At 67.6% G+C, this 25,857-nt stretch carries 23 protein-coding genes and 1 riboswitch; of the genes, 6 read left to right on the top strand and 17 right to left on the bottom strand.

Annotated elements, in window-relative coordinates; translation table 11 throughout:
- Positions 1 to 120: 120 nt before the first annotated feature.
- Both ARGLB_RS10595 and mmsB read right to left on the bottom strand, forming a co-directional pair.
- Positions 121 to 1,605 (bottom strand): CoA-acylating methylmalonate-semialdehyde dehydrogenase, encoded by a 1,485-nt coding sequence (locus ARGLB_RS10595; RefSeq protein ID WP_003802068.1) that lies wholly within the window; start codon positions 1,603 to 1,605, stop codon positions 121 to 123.
- Positions 1,606 to 1,666: 61 nt separating this feature from the next.
- Positions 1,667 to 2,626, bottom strand: coding sequence for a 3-hydroxyisobutyrate dehydrogenase (gene mmsB, locus ARGLB_RS10590; protein WP_373279108.1), 960 nt, complete (start codon positions 2,624 to 2,626; stop codon positions 1,667 to 1,669).
- A 55-nt stretch (positions 2,627 to 2,681) separates the two neighbouring features.
- Between mmsB and ARGLB_RS10585 the strand changes: the two genes are divergently transcribed.
- Positions 2,682 to 3,614: a LysR family transcriptional regulator gene (locus ARGLB_RS10585; RefSeq protein ID WP_003802064.1), complete on the top strand. Its 933-nt coding sequence runs from the start codon at positions 2,682 to 2,684 to the stop codon at positions 3,612 to 3,614.
- A gap of 56 nt (positions 3,615 to 3,670) precedes the next feature.
- Here the strand turns inward: ARGLB_RS10585 and ARGLB_RS10580 are convergent, their stop codons facing one another.
- From ARGLB_RS10580 to metX, 3 genes are all read right to left on the bottom strand, one after another.
- Complete coding sequence (locus tag ARGLB_RS10580; protein ID WP_003802062.1) at positions 3,671 to 4,807, bottom strand: alcohol dehydrogenase catalytic domain-containing protein; 1,137 nt, start codon at positions 4,805 to 4,807, stop codon at positions 3,671 to 3,673.
- 102 nt (positions 4,808 to 4,909) lie between these two features.
- Positions 4,910 to 6,292, bottom strand: coding sequence for an MFS transporter (locus ARGLB_RS10575; RefSeq protein WP_003802059.1), 1,383 nt, complete (start codon positions 6,290 to 6,292; stop codon positions 4,910 to 4,912).
- 214 nt (positions 6,293 to 6,506) lie between these two features.
- Complete coding sequence (gene metX / locus ARGLB_RS10570) at positions 6,507 to 7,679, bottom strand: homoserine O-acetyltransferase MetX (protein ID WP_003802057.1); 1,173 nt, start codon at positions 7,677 to 7,679, stop codon at positions 6,507 to 6,509.
- 12 nt (positions 7,680 to 7,691) lie between these two features.
- Positions 7,692 to 7,807, bottom strand: a riboswitch (SAM riboswitch).
- A 230-nt stretch (positions 7,808 to 8,037) separates the two neighbouring features.
- Here metX and ARGLB_RS10565 point away from each other — a divergent pair.
- Entirely contained in the window at positions 8,038 to 8,676 is a 639-nt protein-coding gene (locus ARGLB_RS10565) for a VOC family protein (RefSeq protein ID WP_003802054.1), read from the top strand.
- A gap of 129 nt (positions 8,677 to 8,805) precedes the next feature.
- On the opposite strand, the gene ARGLB_RS10560 is transcribed toward ARGLB_RS10565, so the two are convergent.
- Positions 8,806 to 9,585, bottom strand: a complete 780-nt coding sequence (locus tag ARGLB_RS10560) for a CPBP family intramembrane glutamic endopeptidase (RefSeq protein ID WP_003802052.1) — start codon at positions 9,583 to 9,585, stop codon at positions 8,806 to 8,808.
- A gap of 119 nt (positions 9,586 to 9,704) precedes the next feature.
- On the opposite strand from ARGLB_RS10560, the gene ARGLB_RS10555 reads away from it, so the two are divergent.
- Positions 9,705 to 10,385, top strand: a complete 681-nt coding sequence (locus ARGLB_RS10555) for a histidine phosphatase family protein (RefSeq protein WP_043418715.1) — start codon at positions 9,705 to 9,707, stop codon at positions 10,383 to 10,385.
- On the opposite strand, the gene ARGLB_RS10550 is transcribed toward ARGLB_RS10555, so the two are convergent.
- From ARGLB_RS10550 to tdh, 5 genes are all read right to left on the bottom strand, one after another.
- Positions 10,382 to 11,170: a DeoR/GlpR family DNA-binding transcription regulator gene (locus ARGLB_RS10550; RefSeq protein WP_003802049.1), complete on the bottom strand. Its 789-nt coding sequence runs from the start codon at positions 11,168 to 11,170 to the stop codon at positions 10,382 to 10,384. The genes ARGLB_RS10555 and ARGLB_RS10550 overlap by 4 nt on opposite strands.
- A 111-nt stretch (positions 11,171 to 11,281) precedes the next feature.
- Positions 11,282 to 12,493: an amidohydrolase family protein gene (locus ARGLB_RS10545; RefSeq protein ID WP_003802047.1), complete on the bottom strand. Its 1,212-nt coding sequence runs from the start codon at positions 12,491 to 12,493 to the stop codon at positions 11,282 to 11,284.
- An 11-nt stretch (positions 12,494 to 12,504) separates the two neighbouring features.
- On the bottom strand, positions 12,505 to 13,623 hold the full coding sequence (locus ARGLB_RS10540; protein WP_003802046.1) for an NAD(P)/FAD-dependent oxidoreductase: 1,119 nt from the start codon (positions 13,621 to 13,623) through the stop codon (positions 12,505 to 12,507).
- 28 nt (positions 13,624 to 13,651) lie between these two features.
- The gene (locus ARGLB_RS10535; protein WP_003802044.1) at positions 13,652 to 14,848 is read right to left on the bottom strand and encodes a glycine C-acetyltransferase; all 1,197 of its coding nucleotides are present in this window, start codon (positions 14,846 to 14,848) and stop codon (positions 13,652 to 13,654) included.
- 106 nt (positions 14,849 to 14,954) lie between these two features.
- Positions 14,955 to 16,001, bottom strand: coding sequence for an L-threonine 3-dehydrogenase (gene tdh, locus ARGLB_RS10530; protein ID WP_003802042.1), 1,047 nt, complete (start codon positions 15,999 to 16,001; stop codon positions 14,955 to 14,957).
- Between the two features lie 134 nt (positions 16,002 to 16,135).
- On the opposite strand from tdh, the gene ARGLB_RS10525 reads away from it, so the two are divergent.
- Positions 16,136 to 17,044, top strand: coding sequence for a LysR family transcriptional regulator (locus ARGLB_RS10525; protein WP_043418742.1), 909 nt, complete (start codon positions 16,136 to 16,138; stop codon positions 17,042 to 17,044).
- Between the two features lie 77 nt (positions 17,045 to 17,121).
- Here ARGLB_RS10525 and gatB read toward each other — a convergent pair whose 3' ends face one another.
- The 4 genes from gatB to ARGLB_RS10505 all read right to left on the bottom strand — a co-directional run bounded on the left by gatB (position 17,122) and on the right by ARGLB_RS10505 (position 22,113).
- A complete protein-coding gene (gatB, locus tag ARGLB_RS10520; protein ID WP_003802038.1) occupies positions 17,122 to 18,630 on the bottom strand; it encodes an Asp-tRNA(Asn)/Glu-tRNA(Gln) amidotransferase subunit GatB in 1,509 nt (502 codons plus the stop codon).
- Positions 18,630 to 20,192 carry an Asp-tRNA(Asn)/Glu-tRNA(Gln) amidotransferase subunit GatA gene (gene gatA, locus ARGLB_RS10515; protein ID WP_003802036.1) on the bottom strand — a complete coding sequence of 521 codons (1,563 nt, stop codon included), beginning with the start codon at positions 20,190 to 20,192 and terminating at the stop codon, positions 18,630 to 18,632. The genes gatB and gatA overlap by 1 nt, the downstream gene beginning before the upstream one ends.
- A gap of 3 nt (positions 20,193 to 20,195) precedes the next feature.
- On the bottom strand, positions 20,196 to 20,492 hold the full coding sequence (gene gatC / locus ARGLB_RS10510; RefSeq protein WP_003802035.1) for an Asp-tRNA(Asn)/Glu-tRNA(Gln) amidotransferase subunit GatC: 297 nt from the start codon (positions 20,490 to 20,492) through the stop codon (positions 20,196 to 20,198).
- Between the two features lie 127 nt (positions 20,493 to 20,619).
- Positions 20,620 to 22,113 (bottom strand): CitMHS family transporter, encoded by a 1,494-nt coding sequence (locus ARGLB_RS10505; RefSeq protein WP_003802032.1) that lies wholly within the window; start codon positions 22,111 to 22,113, stop codon positions 20,620 to 20,622.
- A gap of 233 nt (positions 22,114 to 22,346) precedes the next feature.
- Here ARGLB_RS10505 and ARGLB_RS10500 point away from each other — a divergent pair, with 233 nt between their 5' ends.
- Both ARGLB_RS10500 and ARGLB_RS10495 read left to right on the top strand, forming a co-directional pair.
- A complete protein-coding gene (locus tag ARGLB_RS10500) occupies positions 22,347 to 24,074 on the top strand; it encodes a sensor histidine kinase (protein WP_003802030.1) in 1,728 nt (575 codons plus the stop codon).
- A 24-nt stretch (positions 24,075 to 24,098) separates the two neighbouring features.
- Complete coding sequence (locus tag ARGLB_RS10495; protein ID WP_003802029.1) at positions 24,099 to 24,761, top strand: response regulator; 663 nt, start codon at positions 24,099 to 24,101, stop codon at positions 24,759 to 24,761.
- Between the two features lie 6 nt (positions 24,762 to 24,767).
- On the opposite strand, the gene ARGLB_RS10490 is transcribed toward ARGLB_RS10495, so the two are convergent.
- Complete coding sequence (locus tag ARGLB_RS10490) at positions 24,768 to 25,151, bottom strand: RidA family protein (RefSeq protein ID WP_003802026.1); 384 nt, start codon at positions 25,149 to 25,151, stop codon at positions 24,768 to 24,770.
- Positions 25,152 to 25,190: 39 nt separating this feature from the next.
- Entirely contained in the window at positions 25,191 to 25,703 is a 513-nt protein-coding gene (locus ARGLB_RS10485) for a GNAT family N-acetyltransferase (protein ID WP_003802024.1), read from the bottom strand.
- Positions 25,704 to 25,857: the final 154 nt, after the last annotated feature.

Here is a 25,857-nt window from a genome sequence, read left to right as displayed (position 1 = left end):
ACGGCGCCGGGAAAAGGAACAGCCCGCGGCCCGCTGCTTGTGGCTGCGGGACGCGGGCTGAGGCATAGGCCGGTCGTGACCGGCCCAAACTCAAGTTTTGATGTAAACCGAGTTTCGAGTTTAGTCGATCTGCGGGAAGCCGAGGTCAATGACCGAGGTGGACGGATCCGGCCAGCGCGTGGTGACCACTTTGCCGCGGGTGTAGAACCGGATGCTGTCCGGACCATACATGTGGGTGTCGCCGAACAGCGAGTTCTTCCAGCCGCCGAACGAGAACGTGCCCACCGGGACGGGGATGGGAACGTTGACGCCCACCATTCCGGCATCGACGTCGAACTCGAACTGCCGTGCTGCGCCGCCGTCGCGGGTGAAGATGGCCGTGCCGTTGCCGAACTCGTTCTCGTTGACCAGCCGGACGGCGTCGCTGTAGGTGTCGACGCGGACCACCGACAGGACCGGGCCGAAGATCTCGTCGTCGTACACCCTCATGCCGGGCTTGACGTGGTCAACCAGGCTGACGCCGATGAAGAAGCCGTTCGAATCGAACTGCTGCGAGCGCCCGTCGACGACGACCGTGGCGCCTTCGCTTTCCGCTCCCGCAACGTAGGAGGCCACGCGGTCCCGGTGCTCCGCGGTGATCAGCGGACCCATCTGGGAGGCCGGATCGGTTCCCGGACCAATCTTGAGGCCCGCCATGCGGCTGGAGATCGCCTGCACCAGGTCGTCCGCGATGTTGCCCACTGCGACAAGGACGCTGACGGCCATGCAGCGTTCGCCCGCCGAACCGTAGGCAGCGGAAACCGCGGCGTCGGCCGCCATGTCCAGGTCGGCGTCGGGCAGCACCACCATGTGGTTCTTCGCCCCGCCCAAGGCCTGGACGCGCTTGCCGTGGTCGGCTGCCCGCTTGTAGATGGACTGCGCGATGGGCGTGGAGCCCACGAAACTCACCGCTTTCACATCGGGGTGCTCGAGCAGGACGTCGACGGCTTCCTTGTCCCCCTGGACCACGTTCAGCACGCCGGCGGGCAGCCCCGCTTCGGCAAAGGCCTCGGCGATGAAGATGGCGGCCGAGGGATCCTTCTCGCTGGGCTTCAGCAGCACGGTGTTGCCGCAGGCCAGGGCGCTGCCGATCATCCACAGCGGCACCATGGCCGGGAAATTGAACGGGGTAATGCAGGCCACCACGCCCACCGGCTGGCGCACGGAGTGGACGTCGATGCCGCTGGAGACCTGCTCCGAGCGCTCACCCTTGAGCATGTGGGACAGGCCCGTGGCGAACTCGATGTTCTCCAGGCCGCGGGAGATTTCCCCTTCGGCGTCGGAGAGGACCTTCCCGTGCTCACTGGTGAGAATGGCCGCTAGCTCGGGCTTGCGCTGGTTCAGGATTTCGCGGACCCGGAAGAAGATGTTGGTGCGCTTGGCCAGGCTGGTTGCCCGCCACGCCGGGAGCGCGGCGCGGGCGGAGGCGATCGCCTCTTCAGTCCGCGACGCCGAGGCGAGCGCCACCTGCTTCTCCTGTTCCCCGGTGGCGGGGTTGAAGACGGGACCGAAACGTTCGGCGTCGCTGACGCGGCTGCCGTTGATGAAATGCGGAATGGTTTCCAAGGGAAGTCTCTCTTCGTGCGTTGCTGGCAGGTGGGACTGGGAAAGTGTCTGGCCGTGAGGGCTACTTCGCGGAGCCCAGCGAGCCGTCGGCGAGCTTGATGATCATCGAGCAGTCCTTGCCCGCCTCACCGGCGTCAATGAGCTGCTGGAACAGCTGCTGGACGTGCTTTCCGATCTCGAGCGGCGTGCCGGTGTCCTCGGCGGCGCTGATGGCCAGGCCGATGTCCTTGTTCGCCAGTTCGGTGGTGAAGGTGGGCGCAAAGTCGTTGTTCGAGGCCGCGGTGGGGACGACGCCGGGCACCGGGTACCAGGTCCGCAGCGCCCAGGAATCGCCCGAGGAGACGGACGCGATGTCCCAGAAGACCTGCTTGTCCAGGCCCAGCCGGTCAGCCAGGACCGCACCCTCGGCGGTGGAGGCGAGGTTGATGAAGAGCATCAGGTTGTTGCAGATTTTCGCTGCCTGCCCGGTGGTGGCGCCGCCGGTGGGGATGATGTTGGCTGCCATCGGGCCGATGTAGCCGGTGGCGTCCGCAACGGCGCCCGCCTCGCCGCCCACCATGAAGGTCAGCGTCCCCGCCTTGGCACCGCTCATGCCGCCCGAGACCGGGGCGTCCACAAAGCGGAAGCCGGCGGCAGCAGCGGCGTCGTGCAGTTCCTGGGCGGACGCGATGTCGATGGTGGAGGAGTCCACCAGCAGCGTGCGGGTGTCGGCATGCGCGAGGACGCCGTCTTCACCGAGGTAGACCGCACGGGCGTGCTCGCCCTTGGGCAGCATGGTGAACACAACGTCAGCGCCGTCGACGGCCTCGGCAATGCTGCCGACCGGCTTTACGCCGGCCTCCTCTGCGGCGGCCAGCGCTGCGGGATTGAGGTCAAAACCGCGGACATCGTGCCCCGCCTTGGCCAGGTTCGCGGACATGTTGCCGCCCATGTTTCCGAGGCCAATCCAGCCGATTACTGCCATTCGTAAGCTCCTTTGCTTCGGATCCGGCCGCTCGGGCCGGAAGCTCTGTGTCCACAATCACACCCTGCTAGAGTGCAATCAAGGGGAAAAATTACAGGCGGTATGTGCACTGATGCACACAGATGAAAGGCCTGCCGTGGACCTGAGGCGGCTTCCGAGCCCGGACGACCTGCTGATCCTGCTGACAGTTGCGCGTCTGGGCAGGTTCAACGCGGTGGCGGAAACCCTGGGCACCACCCACACCACCATCTCCCGCCGGATCCTCGCCCTGGACAAGCAGCTTGGCGGGCGCACTCTTGAACGCAGCCCGCAGGGCTGGGAGCTGACCCAGCTCGGTGCCGCCGCCGTGGAGGCGGCGGAAGCCATCGAGAACACTCTTGGATCACTTTCCGGCCTGATCAGCCAGGACCAGAGCGCCCTGTCCGGGCTGGTGCGGGTGGCGACGACGGACGGTGTGGGAGCCGTGTTCGTTACGCCGGCGCTGGTCCGGCTGCAGCAACAGAACCCGCAGCTGAACATCGAGATGCTGAGCGCGACGCGGAAGGTCAGCCAGAACAGGTCCGGCGTGGACCTGGAAATCGTGGTTGGCCGGACGGATGTCAGCAACGCCCAAACGATCTTCCTGAGCAATTACTACCTGCGCCTCTACGCCAGCCCCGGCTACGCCGCGGAGCATGGACTGCCGGAAACGCTCGACGACGTCGGGCAGCACGGCTTTGTCTCTTACGTTGAGTCTGCGCTCCAGGTGGCCGAGTTGGGGCACCGCTGGTCCTCGCAGCTGCCGATGCCTACCTCGAGCTTCCAGGCCACGAGTGTCTTCGCCCAGGTGGAGGCGGTGCGGCAGGGCGCAGGCATCGGGCTGCTGCCGAACTTCATGGTGGCCGGGCAGCCGGATTTCGTTCCCGTGCTCGCCGGCGACTTCGAGCGCCAGCTGCCCATCTGGGCGGTGGCGCGGCCGGAGTCCCTCCGCTCGGCCGCGGTGCAGGCCGTCATCGCGTCACTCAAGGAGGAGGTCAAGGCCCGGGCGGGCCTGCTGGCGGGCTGACGCGCGCCTGCCAGCCGTCCCCCGTCAGGCCGCGCCCCCGTCAGGCCGTGCCCCCGTCAGGCCGTGAACAGCCGCCGCACCACTTGCCCGGACGCCAGCGCATCCAGTCCCTCGTTGATCTCGGTGAGCGGCCTGGTGTCGGTGTGCAGCAGTTCCACCGGCAGCCGGCCCTCCCGCCAGTAGCCGAGATAGAGCGGGATGTCCCGCCCGGGAACGGCATCGCCCATGTACGAACCGAGCAGGCGTTTGCCGGCCCCGGCGAACTGCAGCGCCGGCACTGTCAGCTCTGCCGAGGGATGGGGCAGGCCGACCGAGACGACGGCGCCGCCCCGGGTCACGTGCCCGAGGCACGCGGCGATCACGCCGGCCGAGCCAACCGCTTCGACGGCGACGTCGACCCCGTCCCCGGCGGCTTCCGCGATGAGTCCGGCCGCGTCCTCGGGCGTCCCCACGGCGGTGGCGCCGCAGTCGAGGGCGAGCTGGTGCTTGCCGGAATTGGGATCGATGGCGATCACGCTGCCGGCTTCCGCGAGGGAGGCGGCCATGACGGCGGAAAGGCCCACTGCCCCCAGCCCGAAGACGGCCACCGACTGGCCGGCCGTGACGGCGGCGGTGTTGAGCACAGCGCCCATGCCGGTGAGCACGGCGCAACCGAACATCGCCGCAACGGTGTCCGGGACGTCGTCGTCAATTACCACCACGGACTCCCGGGCCACTACGGCGTAATCGGCGAAAGCCGAGACGCCCAGGTGATGGTTGATGCGCTCCCCTGCCGGCGTCCGCAGCAGCGCCTCGCCGTGGAGCAGGTCGCCGGAGCCGTTGACCTCGGCCGCCTGGTGGCAGAGGGCGGGACGGCCGGACCGGCAGGCACGGCAGTCCCCGCAGCTCGGCACGAAGACCAGCACCACGTGGTCCCCCACGGACACGTCGGAGACGCCGCCGCCGACAGACACGACCCGCCCCACGGCCTCGTGGCCCAGTGCCATGGGCAGGGGCCGGACCCGCGAACCGTCCACCACGGAAAGGTCCGAGTGGCACAGGCTGGAGTAGGTGATGGCAACGCCCAGCTCGCCGGCGCGCGGCTCGGGCCGGGCCAGCTCCTGCACCACCAGGGGCCGGGCGTCCGCGTAGCTGGGCTTCTGCGATGCACTACCGGTGCTGGGGACGGCGGAGTAGAGGACTGCTGCTTTCATGGAAATCCTTGGTCTCGGTGAACGGGCAACTGCCCGGCCCCGCACGGGTGGCGGGTCCGGGCAGCTGCTGGATGCTCGTCAGGGTCGAGGCTAAAGCCGGGCTTACTTCTTGCCGGCTGCGAGCAGGTCGGCAGTGCCCTGGGCGTCGGCCGCGTCCACGTCGTGGAGCGAGATGCCGCGGGTTTCCTTCAGGAAGAACACCGCGACAGCGGTGATGGCGCAGGCAATCAGCAGGTAGATGGCCACCGGGACGGAGGACTTGTAGGTGCTCAGGAGCGACGCGGCGATGATCGGGGCCAGCGAACCGGCCACGATGGAGGTTACCTGGTAGCCGAGCGAGACGCCGGAGTAGCGCATCCGGGTGGGGAACATTTCCGCCATGATCGCAGGCTGGCCGGCGTACATGAGTGCGTGGAACAGCAGGCCGATCATGATGGACGCCAGGATGATGACGTCGTTCTTGGTGTCCATCATCGGGAAGGCGAAGAAGCCCCAGGTGGCACCGAGGATGGCCCCGGCCATGTAGACGGGCTTGCGGCCGAAGCGGTCCGACATCTTGCCCACCAGCGGAACGGCGGCGAAGTGCACGGCATGGGCCAGCAGCAGCAGCAGCAGGATCCGGGTCGTGTCGGCCTGGACAACCGTCTTCAGGTAAGTGATGGAGAAGGTCACCACGAGGTAGTAAAGGATGTTCTCGGCAAAGCGCAGGCCCATGGCGGTGAAAACGCCGCGCGGGTAGCGCCTGAAGACCTCGGCCACGCCGTAGCCCTTGTGCCCGGCCTCGACCTCTTTGCGGGCTTCGAGGAAGATCGGGGCGTCGTTGACCTTGGTGCGGATGTAGTAACCGATGAGGACGATCACCGCGGAGAGCCAGAACGCGACGCGCCAGCCCCAGCCGAGGAAGGCTTCCTGGGTCAGGGTGGAGGACAGGATGAACAGCACGGCCGTAGCGAGCAGGTTGCCCATGGGCACGGCGGACTGCGGCCAGCTGGCCCAGAATCCGCGGGACTTGCTGGGGCTGTGCTCTGCCACGAGGAGGACCGCGCCGCCCCATTCGCCGCCGACCGCGAAGCCTTGGGCGAACCGCAGGAAGACCAGGAGCGCGGGCGCCCAGTAGCCGATCTGCTGGAACGTCGGGAGGCAGCCCATGAGGAAGGTGGAGACACCGACCAGGATGATGCTCAGCTGCAGCAGCTGCTTGCGGCCGAACTTGTCGCCGAAGTGCCCGAAGACGATGCCGCCGATCGGGCGGGCAATGAAGCCGACCGCGTACGTGAGGAAGGCGGCGATGATGCCGTCCAGCTCGGTGCCGGCGTTGGGGAAGAAGGTCTTGCCGAAGACCAGGGTGGCAGCCGACGCATAGAGGAAGAACTCATACCACTCCACGACGGTGCCGGCCATGGACGCCGTGACAACTTTCTTGAGGCCTGTGGCCTTGATATCGGTTTCCTCTGCACGCCTTGCGGCGGAGCTTTCCGTACTCATTGCGAACTCCTTCGGCGTCTTCCTCGACGCCACGGGGACCAGTCGATGGCGAACTGGTGTGATGCGCACCACGAACGCCGGATTCAACGAGTATGGTCTGCCGATGACGCAAGCTCAACGCCAAATAGTGCAGGGCACATCTGCATAAATGCACATATGCGGCATCGGCATTGCCACGATACGGTCGGCTCGGCGGCACGGACCGGCCCTGGAGTCAGTTCAGGAGGTGTGCCCTGAGCTGGGCGTTCAGCTGGCCGATCTCCGTGAGGAAGCCGTCGTGGCCGATGGGCGAATCGATCATGTGGACATCCACGTCCCCGGGCAGGGCCTCGGCGAGTTCCAGCGACTGGGCGGGGAAGTACAGCCGGTCCGTCTCCACGGCGGCAACGAAGAAGTCCGCGGAGGCCCGCGCCAGGGTTTCCTTGAGCGTCCCTCTCCCCCGGGTGACGTCATGGCTCATGAGCGCTTCCGTCAGGGCGATGTAGCTGTTGGCGTCGAAGCGCCGGACCAGCTTGCTGCCCTGGTGGTCGAGGTAGCTCTCCACCTGGTACCGGCCACGGCCCGCCAGGGCGTCGGCCTGCAGCGGCTCTTCGGCGGCCTGGGCGTTCCTGCCGAACCGGAAATCGAGTTCGTAGGCAGACCGGTAGGTGATGTGCGCAATCCGCCGTGCGAGCGCCAGGCCCTCCACGGGTTCCGGCCCGCCGTAGTAGTCGCCGCCGTTGAAGTGGCGGTCCTGCCGGATAGCAAGAGTCTGCGCCTGGGCGAAGGCGATCTGTTCAGCCGTGCTCCTGGCACCGACGGAGATGACACCGCAGCGGCGCACCCGCTCCGGGAAAGTCACCGCCCATTCGAGGGCGCGGGCCCCACCCATGGATCCGCCCACCACGGCGTGCCAGCTGCTGATGCCGAGCCGGTCGGCGAGCCTGGCCTCGGCGAGGGTGGAGTCCCTGAGCGTCACCAGCGGAAAGCGTGAACCCCAGGGTTTGCCGTCCGGAGCGGCCGACGACGGCCCCGTGGACCCGTAACAGCCGCCCAGGATATTGATGGAAACGACAAAGAACCTGTCAGTGTCCGCCGGCGCACCGGGCCCGGCGAACTGTTCCCACCAGCCCTCCTCGTCACCGGCACCCCGCGTCACGTGCGTGCTGCCGGTGAGGGCATGCTGAACGAGGATGGCGTTGGAGCCGTCCTCGTTGAGGGTTCCCCAGGATTCGTAGGCCAGTGTGACGTCCGGCAGGAAGCCTCCGGCCTCGAGCTCCAGGCCGCCAATGTTGACGTACCGGACTGTGCCGTCCTGGTTTGCGCCGCCGGGAACGGTGCCGTCCAGACCCGTCGGGTGCGGAGCCCCGGCGGCCGGAAGGTCGGTGCTGCTGACAGAAATCGTCATAGGTAAACCTCTTCTTCGCGCTTGCCCGCCGACAGCTGTCCGGCAGGCCAGGTCTTCACCCGGGGCACCCCACCGCGGAAGGAGGGTTGCCGGCCAGCAAGCCGGGGCTGTCGCTGGCACTCATGACCTGTTGCCCAGTTTACGAAACAGGCGGACATCTGCGCGAAGAATGTGACGGCTGTGTGACTCCCGGGCCTTTTCCGGGGCCTTTTTCGCCGGCACTCATGACCTGCGATCAGTGCACGAATGGCTCTGTTACGCGCACAGCTTTGTGACGAACTTCGACAAAGTATGGACTTTCCTCCAGGTTAGGCAACCCTAAGCTGAGAGCCCCGTCACAAAGTGCCAAGATGAGGGCATGCGCATGGATCACGTCTCTTACGCCTGTGAACACGATGGCCTCGCGGCCACCACCGAACGTATCTCCTCTGCCCTCGGCGTCGAAGCCGTAAAGGGCGGAGTGCACCCCCGGTTTGGAACCCGGAACATGATCATCCCCCTGGCAGGCCACAAGTATCTCGAGGTTGTTGAGGTCCTGGACCACCCGGCGTCGGACAAGGCACCGTTCGGCCAGGCCGTCCGGGCCCGGTCCGCAGCGGGCGGCGGCTGGATGGGCTGGTGCGTCGAAGTTGACGACCTTGCCCCCTTCGAGGAGCGTCTGGGCCGCTCCGCCGTCAACGGCAACCGCAAGTTCCCCGACGGCCGAGAGCTGGTCTGGAAGCAGATTGGCATCCTGGGCCTGATCGCGGACCCGCAGGTTCCGTACATGCTGAAGTGGGAGGGCGATCCGGGACTGCACCCGTCCAACGCCTACGACAGCAATGTGAAGATGTCCAGCCTCACGATTGCGGGCTCTGCCGAGCGCGTGACCGAGTGGCTCGGCGAGCCCGTCGAACGGCCGCTTGAGGATGTCGCAGTGAACTGGGTGGCCCCGCACGGCACTCCGGGAATCCTCTCCGTCACGTTCGAAACCGCGGCAGGCGCCGTCACCATCTGACGCATTTTCTGCCCTTAACTTCGGCCGCCATCAGCGGGTGCCAAAGACGCCACCCGCCGATGGCGGCCGAATCATTTTTAACGGCTGCCAGCGCAGGACCGATGGCCTGGGACCGCCAGCCGAGGACCACTAACCCAGCCCGGCCGCCTTGCCGAACAGACTGAAGCCGACGAACGCCACGATGTCCAGCAGCGCGTGCGCGATGACGAGCGGCATCACCCGGCGGGTTTTGGTGTAGACCCAGGCGAAAACGACGCCCATGACCGCGTTTCCGATGAAGGGCCCGAACCCCTGGTACAGGTGGTAGCTGCCGCGAAGCATCGAGGAGGCAAAGATCGCCAGGGGCATGGACCAGCCGAACTTGGCGAACCGGTCCAGGAGATAGCCCACTACAATGACTTCCTCCACGATCGCGTGGCGCATGGCGGACAGGATCAGCACGGGCACTGTCCACCAGTATGCGTCCAGGCCGCTGGGGATGATCGCCGTCGTAATCCCCAGGGCACGTCCGGCGGCGTAGAGGCCCAGCGACGGGATGCCGATCAGGGCGGCCAGCCCGAGCCCCTGCACCAGGTCCTTTCCGGGCCGGGCAAAGTTGAATCCCAGCTTCCGGAAGGCGGAGCCGGCGTCGTGCCCGGACCCGGCCTTCGCCTGGCGCTGGTCTGTCATGAAGTAGATCACCAGCAGGACCGGCACCAGGGCGAAGATGATGTCCAGCAGCTGGTACGTCAGGTCGAAGTACTCCCGGGTGCTTTGTGACCTGTTCAGCGTGGACGTCCCCTGCGCCAGCGGTGCCCGGGTCATCTTGTCCAGCAGCTGCACCACGGAATAGACGGCGGACTGCCCCAGCGACAACCCCAGGACAATCCAGACTTCGAACCGCAGCCGGCGGCGGGAGGGAACCAACATGTTCCTATCTTGCCTGTACCTGCTGGTACTTTCCTGTCAGCCTGCCGGCTCCTGCCATTCGCTTCCTGCTGGCCAGTCGGTTCCTGTCCGGCTGCGGGCTGACCCTATGCTGGGAAACTATGAGCGCTCCCGGGAAAATCATCATGATCCGGCACGGCCAGTCGGCGGCCAACGCGGACACCTCCATCTACAACAGGGTGCCCGACTACCGGATTCCACTGACGGAGCTCGGACTGGAGCAGGCGAAGGCCGCCGGGGAGCGCATCCGCCGGGAGCTGGACGGGCGGCAGGTGAGCGTCTACGTGTCTCCGTACCTGCGCGCCTACCAGACCCTCGAGGCGCTCAACCTGGGAGCCCTGACCGAGCGGGTGATCGAGGAGCCGCGGCTGCGGGAGCAGGACTGGGCCAACTTCCAGATTTCCGGCGACATCGAGGACCAAAAGGAACTCCGCAACGCCTACGGCCACTTCTTCTACCGCTTCCGGGAGGGCGAGTCCGGCTCCGACGTCTACGACCGGATCTCCTCGTTCATGGAAACCCTGTACCGGCACTGGTCCAAGCCGGACTACTCCCCCAACGCCCTGCTGGTCACGCACGGGCTGACCATGCGCCTGTTCTGCATGCGCTGGTTCCACTGGTCGGTGGAGTATTTCGAGTCGCTGAACAACCCCGAAAACGCCGAAGTCCGCATGCTGGTGCGCAACAGTCTGGGCAAGTACGAACTCGACACGCCCTTCACCCAGTGGGTGGACCGGAGGGTGGACGAGACGGTGCTGGACGCACCGCCGGTAATCTTTTAGGCGCCGGCCACGATCACGTCGGTGCCGCGGGCCTCGAACGCGGCCTTGTCCGCCGCAGAAATGCCGGCATCGGTGATAAGCCGGGTGAAGTCGTAGCCGTCCATGGTGGCGAACGCCCGGCGGCCCACCTTCGAGGAATCTGCGATCACGTAGGAGACGCTGGCACGGCTGGCCAGCAGCGCATTGACCGTTGCCTCGGCCTCGCCGGTGTTGGTTGGCCCCACCTCGGCGTCGACACCGTTGACCCCGATGAAGGCGATGTCCAGCACTACCTTCTGCATGATGATGTCCGTGTACGGGCCCACGAGCTCATAGGACCGGGTGTTGAGGATGCCGCCTGTCACCATCACCTTGATGTTGGGCCGGACGGCAAGCTGCGAGGCGATGTTGATCGCGTTGGTGACCACCGTGAGGGTGGGCTGGTTCGACGGCGAGTTGAGGTCCTCGCGGGTGGCCAGGATCTGCGCCAGGGCGGTGCTCGTGGTGCCGCCGCAGAGCCCGATCACCATGCCCGGGGCAATGAGCGCCGAGGCGGCCAGGGCAATCTCCTGCTTGGCCACGGCGTGGTCGTCCCGGTTGTACCTGCCGGGAAGGTCGTAGGCCAGGGCGCCGGTGGTGGCGCCGCCGCGGGTCCGCGTCAGCAGCCGCCGCTTGGCCAGGCTGTCCAGGTCGCGCCGGGCGGTTGCGGGTGACACGCCGAGCCGGGTGACGATCTCCTCGACTTCCACCTGGCCGGTCGCGGCAAGGAGATCAAGGATGGCCGTCAGTCGGTCGGTGCGGGTCATGCAGGGCCTCTCAGGATCCAAAAGCGCCACGAAAAATGACGCTTTGTGATTGTAGCAGACCCCTAATGATCACGTTCCGTCACGAACGTCGGGTGGTGGCCCCGCCTGACACTACCGTGCGCGCACCCCTGCGCGCCAAACCGCGTGGGTGAGCGGCATGCCGGGCCGGTAGGCGAGGTGGGTGGCGGACGGGGCGTTGAGGACGTGCAGGTCCGCCCGGTGCCCCACGGCGATGGAGCCCACTGCGCGTTCGCCGTCGACGTCGTTTCCGGACTCGCGCTGCAGCGCCAGGGCGCCGCCGTACGTCGCCGCCCGGACGGCCTCGTGGACGCTCAGGCCCATCTGGAGGACGGCGGTGGTGACGCAGAACGCCATGGAACTCGTGTAGGACGTGCCGGGGTTGCAGTTGGACGCGAGCGCCAGGGGCACACCGGCGTCCAGCAGTTGCCGGCCGGGGGCCAGCGGCTGCCGGGTGGAAAGGTCGCAGGCCGGCAGGCAGGTGGCCACCGTTCCACGCCGGCCCGTTCCTGCGGCGGCATCCCAGCCGGTCCAGCCGGCGGCGAGGCCGGCGATGTCCTGCTCCGAGAGATAGTTGACGTGGTCCACGCTCGCTGCGCCGAACTCCACGGCGAGGCGGACCCCGGCCCCGTGACCCAGCTGGTTGCCGTGCACCCGCAGCCCCAGCCCGGCGTCGCGGCAGGCCTGCAGCACGGAGCGGGACTGCTCCTCCGAGAAGGCGCCGCGTTCGCAGAACACGTCGGCCCACCGGGCGTAGGGGCGGACCGCGTCCAGCATCGGGCCGCAGACGAGTTTGGCGTACTCCTCCGCGTCCATCCCGGCCGGCACCAGGTGGGCGCCCAGGTAGGTGACCTCGTCCGCCACTGTTGACGCGATCCGGGCGCTCCTGGCCTCCTGCTCGACGTCGAGGCCGTAGCCCGTTTTCGTTTCCAGGTACGTCGTGCCTTGCGATACCGCTTCGGCGACGCGCCCCTGCGCCAGCCGTGTGAGGTCGTAGTCGCCGGTGGTCCGGGTGGCTTCGGTGGTGACGGCGATGCCGCCGGCGCTGTAGTCCTCCCCCGCCATCCGCGCTTCGAATTCGGCCGTCCGGTCACCGGCGAAAATCAGGTGCGTGTGGGAGTCCACCCAGCCGGGCAGCACGGCCCGGCGGCCGGCATCCACGGCGTCGTCGGCCGCCGGGGCGCCGGATGCCTGGCCAATCCACGAGATCCGTTCCCCCTCGATCACCACTGCCGCGTCCTTGAGGACACGGTGTTCCGGGTCCTGGGTCATCAGTTCGGCGATGTTGGTGATCAGGGTGCTCATGGATCCATTCTTCAGCGCCGGATGGACCAGCGCGTCGCAGCCAGCGCATCCGCCGTCCGGGATACCGGACCGGCACTGGTTTCTCCCGCGGCGGTGGTTTCCGGACCCGCCAGGATCTGGGCCGCGGCCAGTTCCGCGATGCCGGACGACGTCTGGAACCCGTAGCCGCCCTGGCCGGCGAGCCAGAAGAACCCGCGGGCCTCGGCGTCGAACCCCACGACCGGGACGCCGTCGGCCGCCTCGGTGCGCAGGCCGGTCCAGGCCGTCCGGACGGGGCCGATCCCCAGCGTCGTCAGCGTATTGAGCCGGGCGATGAGCCGCTCCACGTCCCCGGGACGGGGACGTGCGTCCTCCGCCGGGCTGGCCACGTGCTCCGACGGTGAGATCAGCACGTCGCCGCCTTCCCTGCGGAAGTAGAAGGAGTCGTCGGCGGCAGCCACCATGGGGCTGCCCTCCGGCAGCGGATGGTCGACGCCGACAATCGCCGCCGTGCGCCGGTACGGCTGCAGGCCGATCTTCTCGACGCCGCTCAGCACCGCCAGTTCGTCCGCCCAGGCGCCGGCGGCGTTGACCAGGACGCCGGCGGAGAAGCCTTCCTGCCCGGCGCCGATCTCCCATCCCGTTCCGAGCCGCTGGGCGGAGTGCACGCGGGCACCGGTAATGATGTCCACGCCGGCAGCTTCGGCACGCTCCCGGTGCCTTTCCAGCAGCACCGGGGCGTCACACCCGAAGGACCCGGTGTCCAGCCCCGCGGCGGAGAAGGACTCCGGTTTCAGGGCCGGGCACAACCCGAGCGCTTCCCCGTGGCTGATCAGGCGCATCTCGCCGCTGGCCTCGGCCCGCACCGTCTGTTCGTCCCCGATGAGCATAAAGCTTCGCGGCGTCAGCACGGGCTGGGGCTGTCCGGCGTCGTCCGCTGCAATCAGCTCGAGGGTGCGGACCGTGAGTTCCTGGACCACCGGCGGACCGTAGCTGGGGATGAGCTGCCGGGCCGAGCGTGAGGACGTGTGGTAGGCCAGCTGCTGCTCCGCCTCCACGAGCGCAACGGTGCATTTGCCGGCCAGCGCGGAGGCCAGTGAAAGGCCGGCAATCCCGCCGCCCGCAATGACCACGTCATAGGTTGATGCCATGGGCTCAATCTTTACAGATAGCCATAACCTACGCAGCCACCGCGTCGCGGCTCTTGACGAACGCCTGGACGCAGGTTTCGACGTCGTCGGCGCTGTGCGCGGCGGAGAGCTGGACGCGGATCCGGGCGGCGCCGCGCGGCACCACGGGGAAGCTGAAGGCGGTGACGTAGACCCCGTGCTGGAGCATCTGGTCGGCCACTTTTGCTGCCAGCACGGCGTCGCCGAACATGACCGGCACAATGGCGTGCTCGCCGTCGAGCAGTTCGAAACCTTCCTCCGTCATCCGGCGGCGGAACAGCTCCGCGTTCCGGAACAGGCTGGCCCGGAGTTCCCCGGAGGTCTGCACGAGCTCCAGCGCTTTGATGGTGGCCGCCACGATGGCCGGCGCCAGGGAGTTGGAGAAGAGGTAGGGGCGGGCCTTCTGCCGGAGCATCGCCACCACTTCGCTGCGGCCGGACACGTAGCCGCCCGAGGCGCCGCCCAGCGCCTTGCCGAAGGTGCCGGTGAAGATGTCCACCCGGTCAGACACGCCTGCGTGCTCGGGGGTCCCGGCTCCGGTGGCGCCCATGAACCCGACGGCGTGGGAATCATCCACCATCACCAGGGCGTCATGCTTCTCGGCCAGGTCGCAAATGGCCTCCAGCGGGGCCAGGTAGCCGTCCATGGAGAAGACGCCGTCGGTGACGATGATCTTCCTTCGCGCATCCTTGGCCTCCACCAGCTTCGCCTCCAGGTCAGCCATGTCCTGGTTCGCATACCGGAACCGCTGCGCCTTGCAGAGCCGGATCCCGTCGATGATGGAGGCGTGGTTCAGGGCGTCGGAGATGATGGCGTCCTCCGGGCCGAAGAGCGATTCGAAAACGCCGCCGTTGGCGTCGAAGCAGCTGGAGAACAGGATGGTGTCCTCCGTGCCCAGGAACTGTGAGACCTTCGCTTCGAGTTCGAGGTGGAGATCCTGGGTGCCGCAGATGAACCGGACACTGGCCATGCCGAAACCGCGGTCGTCCATGGCGGACTTGGCCGCCGCGATGATTTCCGGGTGATCGGCCAGGCCCAGGTAGTTGTTGGCGCAGAAGTTCAGGACGGGCGAGCCGGCCTCACCGATCTGCCCGGCCGTGATGTGGCTGGCCTGGGCGGAGTCGATGTGGCGCTCGGTCTTGTACAGGCCTGCGGTGCGGATGTCGTCGAGCTCGGCGCGGAGCTGGTTCTTGATGGCTGAGTACATGGCGGGTTCTCCTCGGCTGGGAAACAGTTAAAGACTATGGGTGGGAGGTGGCAGGGGCAGGCCCGGTGCGCGTCAGGTTCCGGGCGCCGTCAGCTTTTGGCGCAGGTCAGATTTCCGACCAGTCGAGCACGACCTTGCCGCCGACCCCGGCCTTCGCGATTTCGAAGCCCTTCTCCCACTGGGTGGCCGGCAGCACGTCCGTCACCACGGCGGAGATGCTGGCGTGCAGTGCAGGGTTGGAGGACAGCATGGCACTCATGGCGTACCAGGTCTCGTACATCTCGCGGCCGTAGATGCCCTTCAGGGTGAGCATGTGCGTGACCACCTTGCCCCAGTCGATGTTGATGGACTGGCTGGGCAGGCCGAGCATGGCGATGCGTCCGCCGTGGTTCATGTTGTCGATCATCTCCGGCAGCGCCGTGGGGTGGCCGGACATTTCCAGTCCAATGTCGAAGCCCTCGCGCATGCCCAGCTCCCGCTGCGCTTCCCGGACCCGCGTCTTGGAAACGTCGATGGCGAGGTCCACGCCGAGCTGCCGGGCAAGCTCGAGCCGCGGGGCAGAGACGTCAGTGATGGCGATCTTGCGGGCGCCGGCGTGGCGGGCCACGGCGATGGCCATCAGGCCGATCGGCCCGGCGCCGGTGATCAGGACGTCCTCACCCACCAGCGGGAAACTCAGCGCGGTGTGCACGGCGTTGCCGAACGGGTCAAAGATGGCGCCGAGCTCGGGTGTGACGGACGGGTCCTGGTGCACCCAGACATTCGTCTCGGGGATGACCACATACTCGGCGAACGCGCCGTCCCGCTGCACGCCCACGCTGACCGTGTGGATGCACATCTGCCGGCGGCCGGCGCGGCAGTTGCGGCAGATCCCGCAGACGATGTGGCCCTCGCCGGACACGCGGTCGCCGACTTTGACATAGCGCACGTCCTCGCCGGTGGCCACCACTTCGCCGTAGAACTCGTGACCGGCGATCAGCGGGGCCTCGATGATGCCCTGTGCCCAGGCGTCCCAGGACTGGATGTGCAGGTCAGTGCCGCAGATGCCGGTGGTCAGCACGCGGATCTTGACCTCGCCGGGTCCCGCCTCGGGTTCCGGGCGGTCGGTCAGTTCAAACCCGGCGTGTGCGCCGGCCTTGTAGAGGGCCTTCATTGGCTTCCTTACGTTCGGCATGCAGTGGCATGCGGGGGAAATCTCCCTTCATTAGAGCCACCTTGGACCCGTTAGCACAAGGGGAATTTTCTCAATCGACGATTAAGGAATTGCTAAGGAATAGGATGGAGCGCATGGAGATCCACCAGCTCGAAATGCTGCGGGAGCTTGGCGCGCTGGGAAGCGTCAAGGCCGTGGCCGACACCCTGCTCGTCACACCCTCCGCCGTGTCCCAGCAGCTCGCCCAGCTGCAGAAAAGCGTCGAGGTGCCGCTGACCCGCAAGGAGGGCCGGAACCTGGTCCTCACTGAGGCCGGCCAGGTGCTCGCGGACGCGGGTGCCGCCGTCGTCAGCGCCATGGCCGACGCGCGGATGGCGATCGGTGCGTACCACAGCTCAACCGTGGCGCCAGTGACGGTGTGCGGATTCCACAGCGCCGGGCAGGCGCTGTTCGCGCCGCTGGCGCGGCTTCTGGACGGCCCGGACAAGCCGAAGGTGCTGCTCTCCGACGAGGACGTGGCCCAGCAGGAATTCCCCGCGCTGACCGCGAGGTACGACCTCGTGCTGGCGCACCGGATGGACCACAGTCCCAAGTGGCCGGAGGAAAGGGTGGCGGTGATACCGCTGGCCCATGAGCCGCTGGATGTGGCGCTGCCGGCCGGCCACCGGCTGGCGGGCCAGGCGGCGCTGACAGCGTCCGAGGTCGTCGGCGAGCCCTGGGTGACCAGCCGCGCCGGCTACTCGCCCGCGGACGTGCTGTCCGCCGTCGCCGCGGTATCCAGCCGGGAACTGAACATCGTGCACCGGATCAATGACTATTCCACGGTGGCGGCGCTGGTGGCCTCGGGAAGCGTGATCGGCCTGCTGCCGCGGCATACCGCGCGGCCGGTGCTGAACCCGGACATCGTGCTGCGGCCGCTGCACGGGATCAGCACCCGGCGCCGGATCGATATCCTGGCGCGCCCGGAAAACCTCAAGCGCGCCTCGGTCCGGGTAGTGTGCGAGGCGCTGCAGGACATCATGGCCCGGCTCAGCCACGGTTAAACCCAACTGGGTCGCAGCACAGGGCGTTCTGAGCGCTCAGAACCCCCACAGCTGCGACCCAGTTGGGTTGCAAACCGCTAGGCGTTGACGCCCAGCTTCTCCAGGATCAGCTCCTTGACGCGGCCGGCGTCGGCCTGGCCGCGGGTGGCCTTCATGACGCCGCCGACGATGGCACCGATGGCCTGAAGCTTGCCGGCGCGGATCTTGTCCGCGACGTCGGGCTGCGCGGCGAGGGCTGCGTCGATGGCTTCCAGGAGCGGGCCGTCGTCCGATACCACGGCGAGGCCGCGCTTCTCGACGACCTCGGCCGGGGTGCCTTCGCCGGCGAGCACGCCGTCCAGCACCGCGGACGCCATCTTGTTGTTGATCTTTCCCGCTTCCACCATGCGGCTCAGCTCCACGATGGTGGCCGGTTCGATGCCCAGCTGGCCGGGGTCGACGTCGGCGTTCTTGGCGCGGCCCACGATCTCGCCCATCCACCACTTGCGGGCCACGGATGCCGTGGCGCCGGCGGCGATGGTTTCCTCGATCTCGTCCAGCACGCCGGCGTTGACGACGTCGCGGAACTCCAGGTCCGAGTAGCCCCAGTCCTGCTTCAGCCGCTTGCGGCGCTCGGCCGGCGGCTCGGGCAGGGTCGCGCGGAGCTCCTCCACCCACTCCCGGGAGGGAACCACGGGAACCAGGTCCGGCTCCGGGAAGTAGCGGTAGTCGTCGGCGTCGGACTTGGCCCGGCCCGACGTCGTCGTGCGCGTGTCCTCGTGCCAGTGGCGGGTTTCCTGGATCACCGGCTCACCGGAGTCCAGGACGGCGGCGTGGCGCTGGATCTCGTAGCGGACGGCATGTTCGACGGCGCGCAGCGAGTTCACGTTCTTCGTCTCGGAGCGGATGCCGAAGCGTTCGCGGCCGTGCGGGCGCAGCGAAACGTTGGCGTCGCAGCGGACGTTGCCGCGCTCCATCTTGGCGTCCGAGACGCCGAGGTTCTTGACGATTTCACGCACTGCCGCCACGTAGGCCTTGGCCAGCTCGGGGGCGCGGGAACCGGCACCCTCGATCGGCTTGGTGACGATCTCCACGAGCGGAACGCCGGCGCGGTTGTAGTCCACGAGCGAGTATTCCGCGCCCTGGATGCGTCCGGCCGAGCCGCCGAGGTGGGTGAGCTTGCCGGCGTCCTCCTCCATGTGCGCGCGCTCGATCTCGACCCGGAACACGGTGCCGTCCTCGAGTTCGATGTCCAGGTAGCCGTCATACGCGATCGGCTCGTCGTACTGGGACGTCTGGAAGTTCTTCGGGGTGTCCGGGTAGAAGTAGTTCTTCCGGGCGAAGCGGCAGGATTCGGCGATCTTGCAGTTCAGCGCGAGGCCGATCTTGATGGAGGACTCCACCGCGGTCTTGTTCACCACCGGCAGGACGCCGGGCATGCCCAGGTCCACCTCGTTGACGTTGGTGTTGGGCTCGTCGCCGAACACGTTGGGCGCGGAGGAGAACATCTTGGTCTTGGTGTTGAGTTCAACGTGGACCTCGAACCCCAGGACGGGGTCGTACTTCTCCATGGCTTCTTCGAAGCTCAGAATCGCGTCAGCGCTCATTATTTTGCCTCCTGGGTTCCGACAAGCTCAACCAGCGCCGGGGCCTTGTCCAGCAGCGGACCGCCCCACTTCGCCTCCAACAGGGATTCCAGGACAGCGCCCACCCGGTAGAGGCGGGCATCCTCGCGGGCCGGAGCCAGCAGCTGGATGCCGACAGGCAGTCCGTCCTCGTCAGCCAGGCCGCCGGGCAGCGACAGCCCGGGGACCCCGGCCATGTTGGCGGGGATGGTGGCGACGTCGTTGAGGTACATCGCCAGCGGGTCATCGAGCTTCTCGCCCAGCTTGAACGCCGTGGTGGGCGCTGTGGGGGAAATCAGGACGTCGGCCTTGGCGAAGGCAGCCTCGAAGTCACGCTGGATGAGCGTGCGGACCTTCTGCGCGGAGCCGTAGTAGGCGTCGTAGTAGCCGGCGGACAGCGCGTATGTGCCCAGGATGATGCGGCGCTTGACCTCGTCACCGAACCCTGCGGCGCGGGTGGCGCCCATGACGCGCTCGATGGTCATCGGCGGGTCCTCGGGGAGCACGCGCAGGCCGTAGCGGACGCCGTCGAACTTGGCCAGGTTGGAGGAGGCCTCGGACGGCATGATCAGGTAGTAGGCACCCAGTGCGTACTGGAAGTTGGGGCAGGACACCTCAACGATCTCCGCACCCGCGTCTTTGAGCAGCTCAAGGGCTTCGTTGAAGCGGTTTTCGACGCCGGCCTGGTAGCCCTCGCCGTGGAGCTCCTTGATGATGCCGATCTTCATGCCGTCCACGTTGCCGAGGCGCGCAGCGGCCACGAGGTCGCCCAGCGGGTCCGGCAGGGAGGTGGAGTCGTGCGGGTCGTGGCCGCCGATGACCTGCTGCAGCAGCGCCGAGTCCAGGACGGTGCGCGAAACGGGCCCGATCTGGTCCAGCGAGGACGCCATGGCGATGGCACCGTAGCGGGAGACGCCGCCGTAGGTGGGCTTGACGCCCACGGTGCCGGTGACGGCGCCGGGCTGGCGGATGGATCCGCCGGTGTCCGTGCCCAGGGCCAGGGGTGCTTCGAAGGCGGCGACGGCGGCTGCGGACCCGCCGCCGGAACCGCCGGGGATGCGGTCCAGGTCCCAGGGGTTGCGGGTGGGTCCGAAGGCCGAGTGCTCGGTGGAGGAGCCCATGGCGAACTCGTCCAGGTTGGTCTTGCCCAGGATCGGCATCTTGGCGGCGCGCAGCTTCTTGACGACCGTGGCGTCGTACGGGCTGTGCCAGCCTTCGAGGATCCTGGAACCGGCCGTGGTGGGCTGGCCGATGGTGACGATGAGGTCCTTGACGGCGATCGGAACGCCGGCGAGCTCGTGCAGTTCCTCGGCGGCCTGCCCGCCTGCCGCGCGGATGGCGTCCACCTCGGCCGCGACGGCGAGCGCCTCCTCGGTGTTGACGTGCAGGAACGCGTTGACGCCGCGCTCTCCCCCGTCGACGGCGGCGATGCGGTCCAGGTGCGCCTGGGTGACCTCGACGGCGGTGACCTCACCGGCGGCGAGCTTCGCGGCCAGCTGGGCCGCGGAAAGACGGATGAGTTCCGTGCTGTTGGTTTCAGTCATGTTCTAGTCCTCATCCAGGATTGCCGGGACCTTGAAGCGGTCTGCGTCCGAGTCCGGAGCGCCGGAGAGTGCCTGCTCGGCGGTGAAGGTGTGGCCCACCTCGTCCTCGCGGAACACGTTGCTCAGCGGAATCGGGTGCGAAGTGGCCGGAACGCCGTCACCTGCGGCCTCGCTCACGGACTTCACCGCGTCTACGATGACGGCAAGTTCGCCGGCCATCCTGTCCAGCTCTTCAGCACTCATCTCAATGTGCGCGAGCCGCGCTAGGTGCGCGACGTCGTCACGGTTGATCGCAGCCATGGATCTCCCCTGCAATGTAGTTGGTTTCCCCTTAGTCTACGTGGCAAACGACAGTGCCCGCCTGGCACCCTGCAGCGGGTGCCGGACGGGCACTGTCGGCCGCGGCAGGGCCGCGGCAACTGACGGATCAGTGGATGCCGATTGCTCCGGTCAGGATCCCTACTCCGAGCATGACGAGGGCGACGACTGCGCTCCTCCAGAGGACCTTCTTGTGGTGGTCGCCCAGGTCTACCTTGGCCAGCGAGACCAGGAGCAGGATGGCGGGAACCAGCGGGCTCTGCATGTGGAACGGCTGGCCGGTGATGGAGGCACGGGCCATCTCGGCTGCGCTGATGCCGTAGTGGGCGGCGGTCTCGCTCAGGACCGGCAGCACGCCGAAGTAGAAGGCGTCGTTGCTCATGAAGAACGTCATGGGGATGCTGAGCACGCCGGTGATGACTGCCATGAGCGGGCCCATGCTGGACGGGATGATCTGGACCAGCCAGGCGGACATCGCCTCAACCATGCCGGTGCCGGTCAGGACACCGGTGAGGACTGCAGCTGCCATGACCATGCTGACGACGGCGACGATCGACGGTGCGTGGGCCACGAGCTGCGCGCCCTGGTCCTTGACGTGCGGGAAGTTCACCAGCAGGGCGATGGCCGAGCCCACCATGAAGACGTACGGCAGGGGCACGAGGTCGGCGATGAGCATGCCCATGACGGCGACGGTGAGGGCCAGGTTGAACCACTGCAGCTTGGGGCGCAGGGTCTTGCGGTTGGGGTCCAGCGCGGTGTCCGCCATGGCCGTGTCGCTGTCGTCGACCAGGATCTCAGTCCGTTCCAGGACGGCGACCGAAGAGCCTTCAGGGGAACCGCCGACGGCGGGGCCTCCCGTTGCGGGAACAGGTGCAGACCCTCGACCGGAACCGCCCGAACCACCGCGGCCGGTGCGGCCGCCGCCGGCGGGGGTACCGCCGTCGAACGCTTCAGCCGTCTCCGGCGTTCCCCACATCTCCGGCTGCGTGGCGCGGAGGCGGTTGCGTTCCTGCAGGCCGAGGACCCAGGCGAAGACCAGGACGACGGCGAGGCCGGCGATCAGCGACGGGATCATCGGAACAAAGACTTCGTTGACATCGATCTTCAGGGCGCTGGCGGCGCGGGCCGTGGGGCCGCCCCAGGGAACGATGTTCATGGTGCCGTTGGCCAGGCCGGCCACGCAGGTGAGGACCACGGGGCTCATCTTCAGCCGGAGGTAGATCGGCAACATGGCGGCGGTGGTGAGGATGAAGGTGGTGGAGCCGTCGCCGTCGAGGGACACGGCAGCGGCCAGCAGCGCGGTGCCCAGGACCACCTTGGCGGGATCATTGCCGAGCTTGCGCAGAATGAACCGGACCAGCGGATCGAACAGCCCGACGTCGATCATCAGGCCGAAGTAGATGATGGCGAACATCAGCAGCGCCGCGGTGGAGGTCATGGACTTCATCGAGTCCATGACCATGTCGCCGATGCCGAGGCCGGCACCCGCGAAAAGACCGAAAACGGTGGGGACGATGATCAGCGCCAGCACTGGCGTCAACTTCTTCGTCATGATCAGCACCATGAAAACCGCGATCATGGCGAATCCAAGTAATACCAGCACAGCCGGCTCCTTCTACGTGAACGGCACCACCCCGGTGTGATGCGTACTACAGACGTTAGAGTGGCCCCGGTCACGGCAGTGCCTTTGGCTCAATTGATTGGCATACTGCTTATTGGGAGCATTTTGCGCATTTTGCTCAAACGCCCTCCGCGCCGCGACAAACACCGCTGCCAGCCCCAAACACCCGGCAGCCCGCTTGACCCACGAACCCGCTCGACCCACGAAGGAGTGCCATGATGAGCCCCGCCGGCAGGCTTCCGCTCAGGTTCTCCACCCAGACCCTGCTGCTGCAGCTGGGCGTGGTTCTCCTCGTTGTGCTGCTCAGTGGCGCGGTGCACGCGTGGCTCACATTTGAACGGCTGGGCCGTGAGGCGGAAAACCAGGCACTGACGCTGGCCCGGACTGTGGCCTCGGACCCTTCGGTCCGTGCCAACGTGCAGGCCATCAGCCGGCAGGCCGGTACTCCCCCGCCCGCAGAGCTGAAGACCGGGCCACTCATGGCAGTGGCGGAGGGCGCCCGGACCCGCACCGGTGCCTTGTTCGTGGTGATTACCGACGAAACTGGCCTGCGGCTGGCCCATCCCGACGCCGACCGGCTGGGTGAGCGGGTAAGCACGGACCCGTCCGAGGCGCTCGCCGGCCGCGAGGTGACCACCCGCAACACCGGCACGCTGGGTCCGTCGGCCGGGGCGAAGGTCCCCGTCTTTGCCCCCGGCACGGGTTCGGGTTCCGATTCCGGTTTGGGTTCCCGGACCGTGGTGGGCGAGGTCAGCGTCGGCTATTCCACCGAGTCCATCGGGCAGAGCCTGGCCCGGGACATCGTGCCGATCGTGCTGACCGCCGCCGGCTCGCTGGTGGCGGGGATCCTGGCCTCATTCCTGCTCCGGCGCCGGCTGCAGCGGCTCACGCTCGGCCTGGAACCGGAGGAAATCGGCGCCCTGGTGCATGACCAGGTGGCGGTCCTGGAGGGTGTGGATGAAGGTGTCGTGGGCATCTCCGCCGACGGCCGGATCAGTGTGTTCAACGCCGCCGCCCAGCGCCTCCTCGGCCAGCCCGACCTCGCCGGCCAGCTCTGGCAGGACGCCCCGGTGCCAGCCCGGCTCAAAGCCCTGACCCTGCCCGATGCCCGGGAGGGCGAGGCAGCGGAGCTGGTAGCGGGCGAACAGGTCCTGGTGGCCAGCGCCCGGAAGGCGCTGCACCGCCGCGAGGACCTGGGCTGGGTGGTCATGCTCCGTGACCGCACCGAACTCCAGCACCTGACCCGGCAGCTCGACGCGGTGGGAACCATGTCCACGGCCCTGCGCGCCCAGCGGCATGAGTTCGCCAACCAGCTGCACACGATCGCCGGTTTCATGAGTATCGGCCAGCACCAGCAGGCGCGGGAATACCTTGAGCGGCTCGCCGCCACGGGCCCGCTGAAGTTCCCCGTGGACCAGGCCGAACTGTTGCAGGACCCGTACCTGCAGGCATTCATCGGCGCCAAGGGCGTCGAGGCCGACGAGCGGGGGGTATCGTTGCGGATCGGGCCGGAAACGTTGGTGCGGGGCCAGGTATCGGAGCCGCAGGACGTCACCACGGTGCTCGGAAACCTGATCGACAACGCGGTCAACGCCGCGGTGGCCGGCACGGCTGCCGAGCGCTGGGTAGAGCTTGAGCTGCTGGACGAACCGGGAGCCGACGGCGGGACGCTGCACGTCGTCGTCGCCGACTCCGGCAACGGGCTGCCGGACGGCGGCGATCCGGAAGCGGTTTTCGCCGAAGGGTTTACGACGGCGGCCGGCGGGGTTCTCCAGGGACAGGTCCGGCCCGCGGGCGGCCAGGGCCTGGGCCTGGCTCTCGCACGGCAACTGGCGCGGCGGCGCGGCGGCGACGTTACCGTGCTGGAACCGGGGAACGTTGGTGGACCCGGCGCCGTCTTCATGGCCACGCTGCCCGGAACCACCACGGCACGCAAAGACTGATGGATAGCGGACGGAAGGACGAGGATGTCTGAGGATTTCAGGGTGCTGATCGTGGACGACGACTTCCACGTCGCCAAGCTCCACGCCGCCTATGTGGATTCCGTGGCCGGGTTCCTGGCGCTGCCGCCGGCGGGTTCGGCGTCGCTGGCACTGCAGTCCATCCACAGCCTGCGTCCGGACCTGGTGCTGCTGGACGTGTACCTGCCGGATGCCTCGGGCCTGGATCTCCTGCATCAGCTGGACGTGGACACGATGATTCTCAGTGCGGCATCGGACGCCGCGTCGCTGCGGACGGCCTTCCGGCGGGGCGCCCTCGGGTACCTGCTCAAGCCGTTCACGGCCGAGTCCTTGTCCCAGCAGCTGCGGTCCTACGCCCGGTACCGGCGGATCCTTGGCCAGCCGGGTGCCCTGGACCAGGACACCGTGGAGCGGGCGAAGCGGGCGCTCATTCCGGGTGACGTCTCGCCGTCGGCCAAGCCGCGGTCGGCGACGGAGGCGGCGGTGCTGGAGTCTCTGATTCCCGGCGAGCAGTACTCGGCGGCCGACGTCGCGCGGAGGGTAGGCGTGTCCCGTGCCACCGCCCAGCGGTACCTCTCCTCACTGGCGGACGACGGCGCCGTCGAGATCCAGCTCCGCTACGGCACCACCGGGCGGCCCGAACACCGCTACGGCCTCCCGGCCTCTTAGCCCGGGTTAGCTGGCGCTTTTCTGCGCGACGAGCTCGATCTCGACGAGCATCTCCGGGTCCAGGAACGGCAGCACGTGGACCAGTGACAGCGTGGGGCGGATCTCGCCGAAGACCTCGCCGTGCGCACGGCCTGCGTCCTCCCACTTGCTGATGTCCGTCAGGTACAGCTTGGACTGCACGACGTCGGCGAGCGCGAATCCGGCGTCGGCCAGGACGGTCTCCAGCTTCTGCAGGATGAACCGGGTCTGCTCGTAGAAGTCGCTGCCGACGATGCCGTTCTCGCCGCTGGCCGAGGTGGCCGAGATGTACAGCGTGTTGTCCACCTGGACCGCGCGGGAGTAGCCGAGTTTCTGTTCCCAGACCGAGCCGGTGCCAAACGTCTTGCGCATGCTGCGCCTTTCACTAGGGAGTTCTAAGTCGGCTCCACTCTAGGCGGGCTGGACGTCGAGCCTGAAAACCAGCAGCTTTATGTCGGTGCCGGGCACATACCAGTCGCGCTCGGGCACCCGCCGGAAGCCTGTTTTCCGGTAGAGACCGTGGGCGCTCTCCCAGGTCCCGCCGGTGGTCAGGGCCACGGCACGGATCCCGTTCAGCGATCTGGCGTGCGCAATGATCGCTTCGACCATGGCCAGGCCGGCGCCACTGCGCTGTACGGCCGGATCCACCACCAGCATGCGGAACTCAAGCTCGTCGTTCAGCGCGATGTCGGCATACTTCTCACCGGCCAGCGCCAGCGTCACCGAGCCGACGATGGTGCCGGCCCGCTCTGCCACCCAGATGGTGGCCCGCTCCGCGCGGGTGGCCACGTCCTGGATCTGCTTCATGTACGGATGGTCCGCGCTCTCGAAGTAGCCGGCCGCCAGGTAGGCGTCCCGGGTGATGCGGGCGATGGCCGCAAAGTCGGCGGGGACGGCGGGACGGACGGTGATCTGCGGCTGCACCCGTCAATGGTAGTGCCGAGGGACTGATGCGCGGTGCGAAACAGCTGTTTCCGTGACTGAACTATCACGGTCCGGCGACGGTCCGGAACCGCTGCCGGAGCGGCCACCCGGTGTTACGCAGCGGGGCTCCGGAAGGCTCCGGATAACCCGACGT

Source organism: Arthrobacter globiformis NBRC 12137 (genome assembly GCF_000238915.1).
In the GTDB taxonomy this organism is placed as follows: Bacteria; Actinomycetota; Actinomycetes; order Actinomycetales; family Micrococcaceae; genus Arthrobacter; species Arthrobacter globiformis.
The sequence above is the reverse complement of the archived record's forward strand: the minus strand, read 5'-3'. Positions and strand labels throughout refer to the sequence as shown.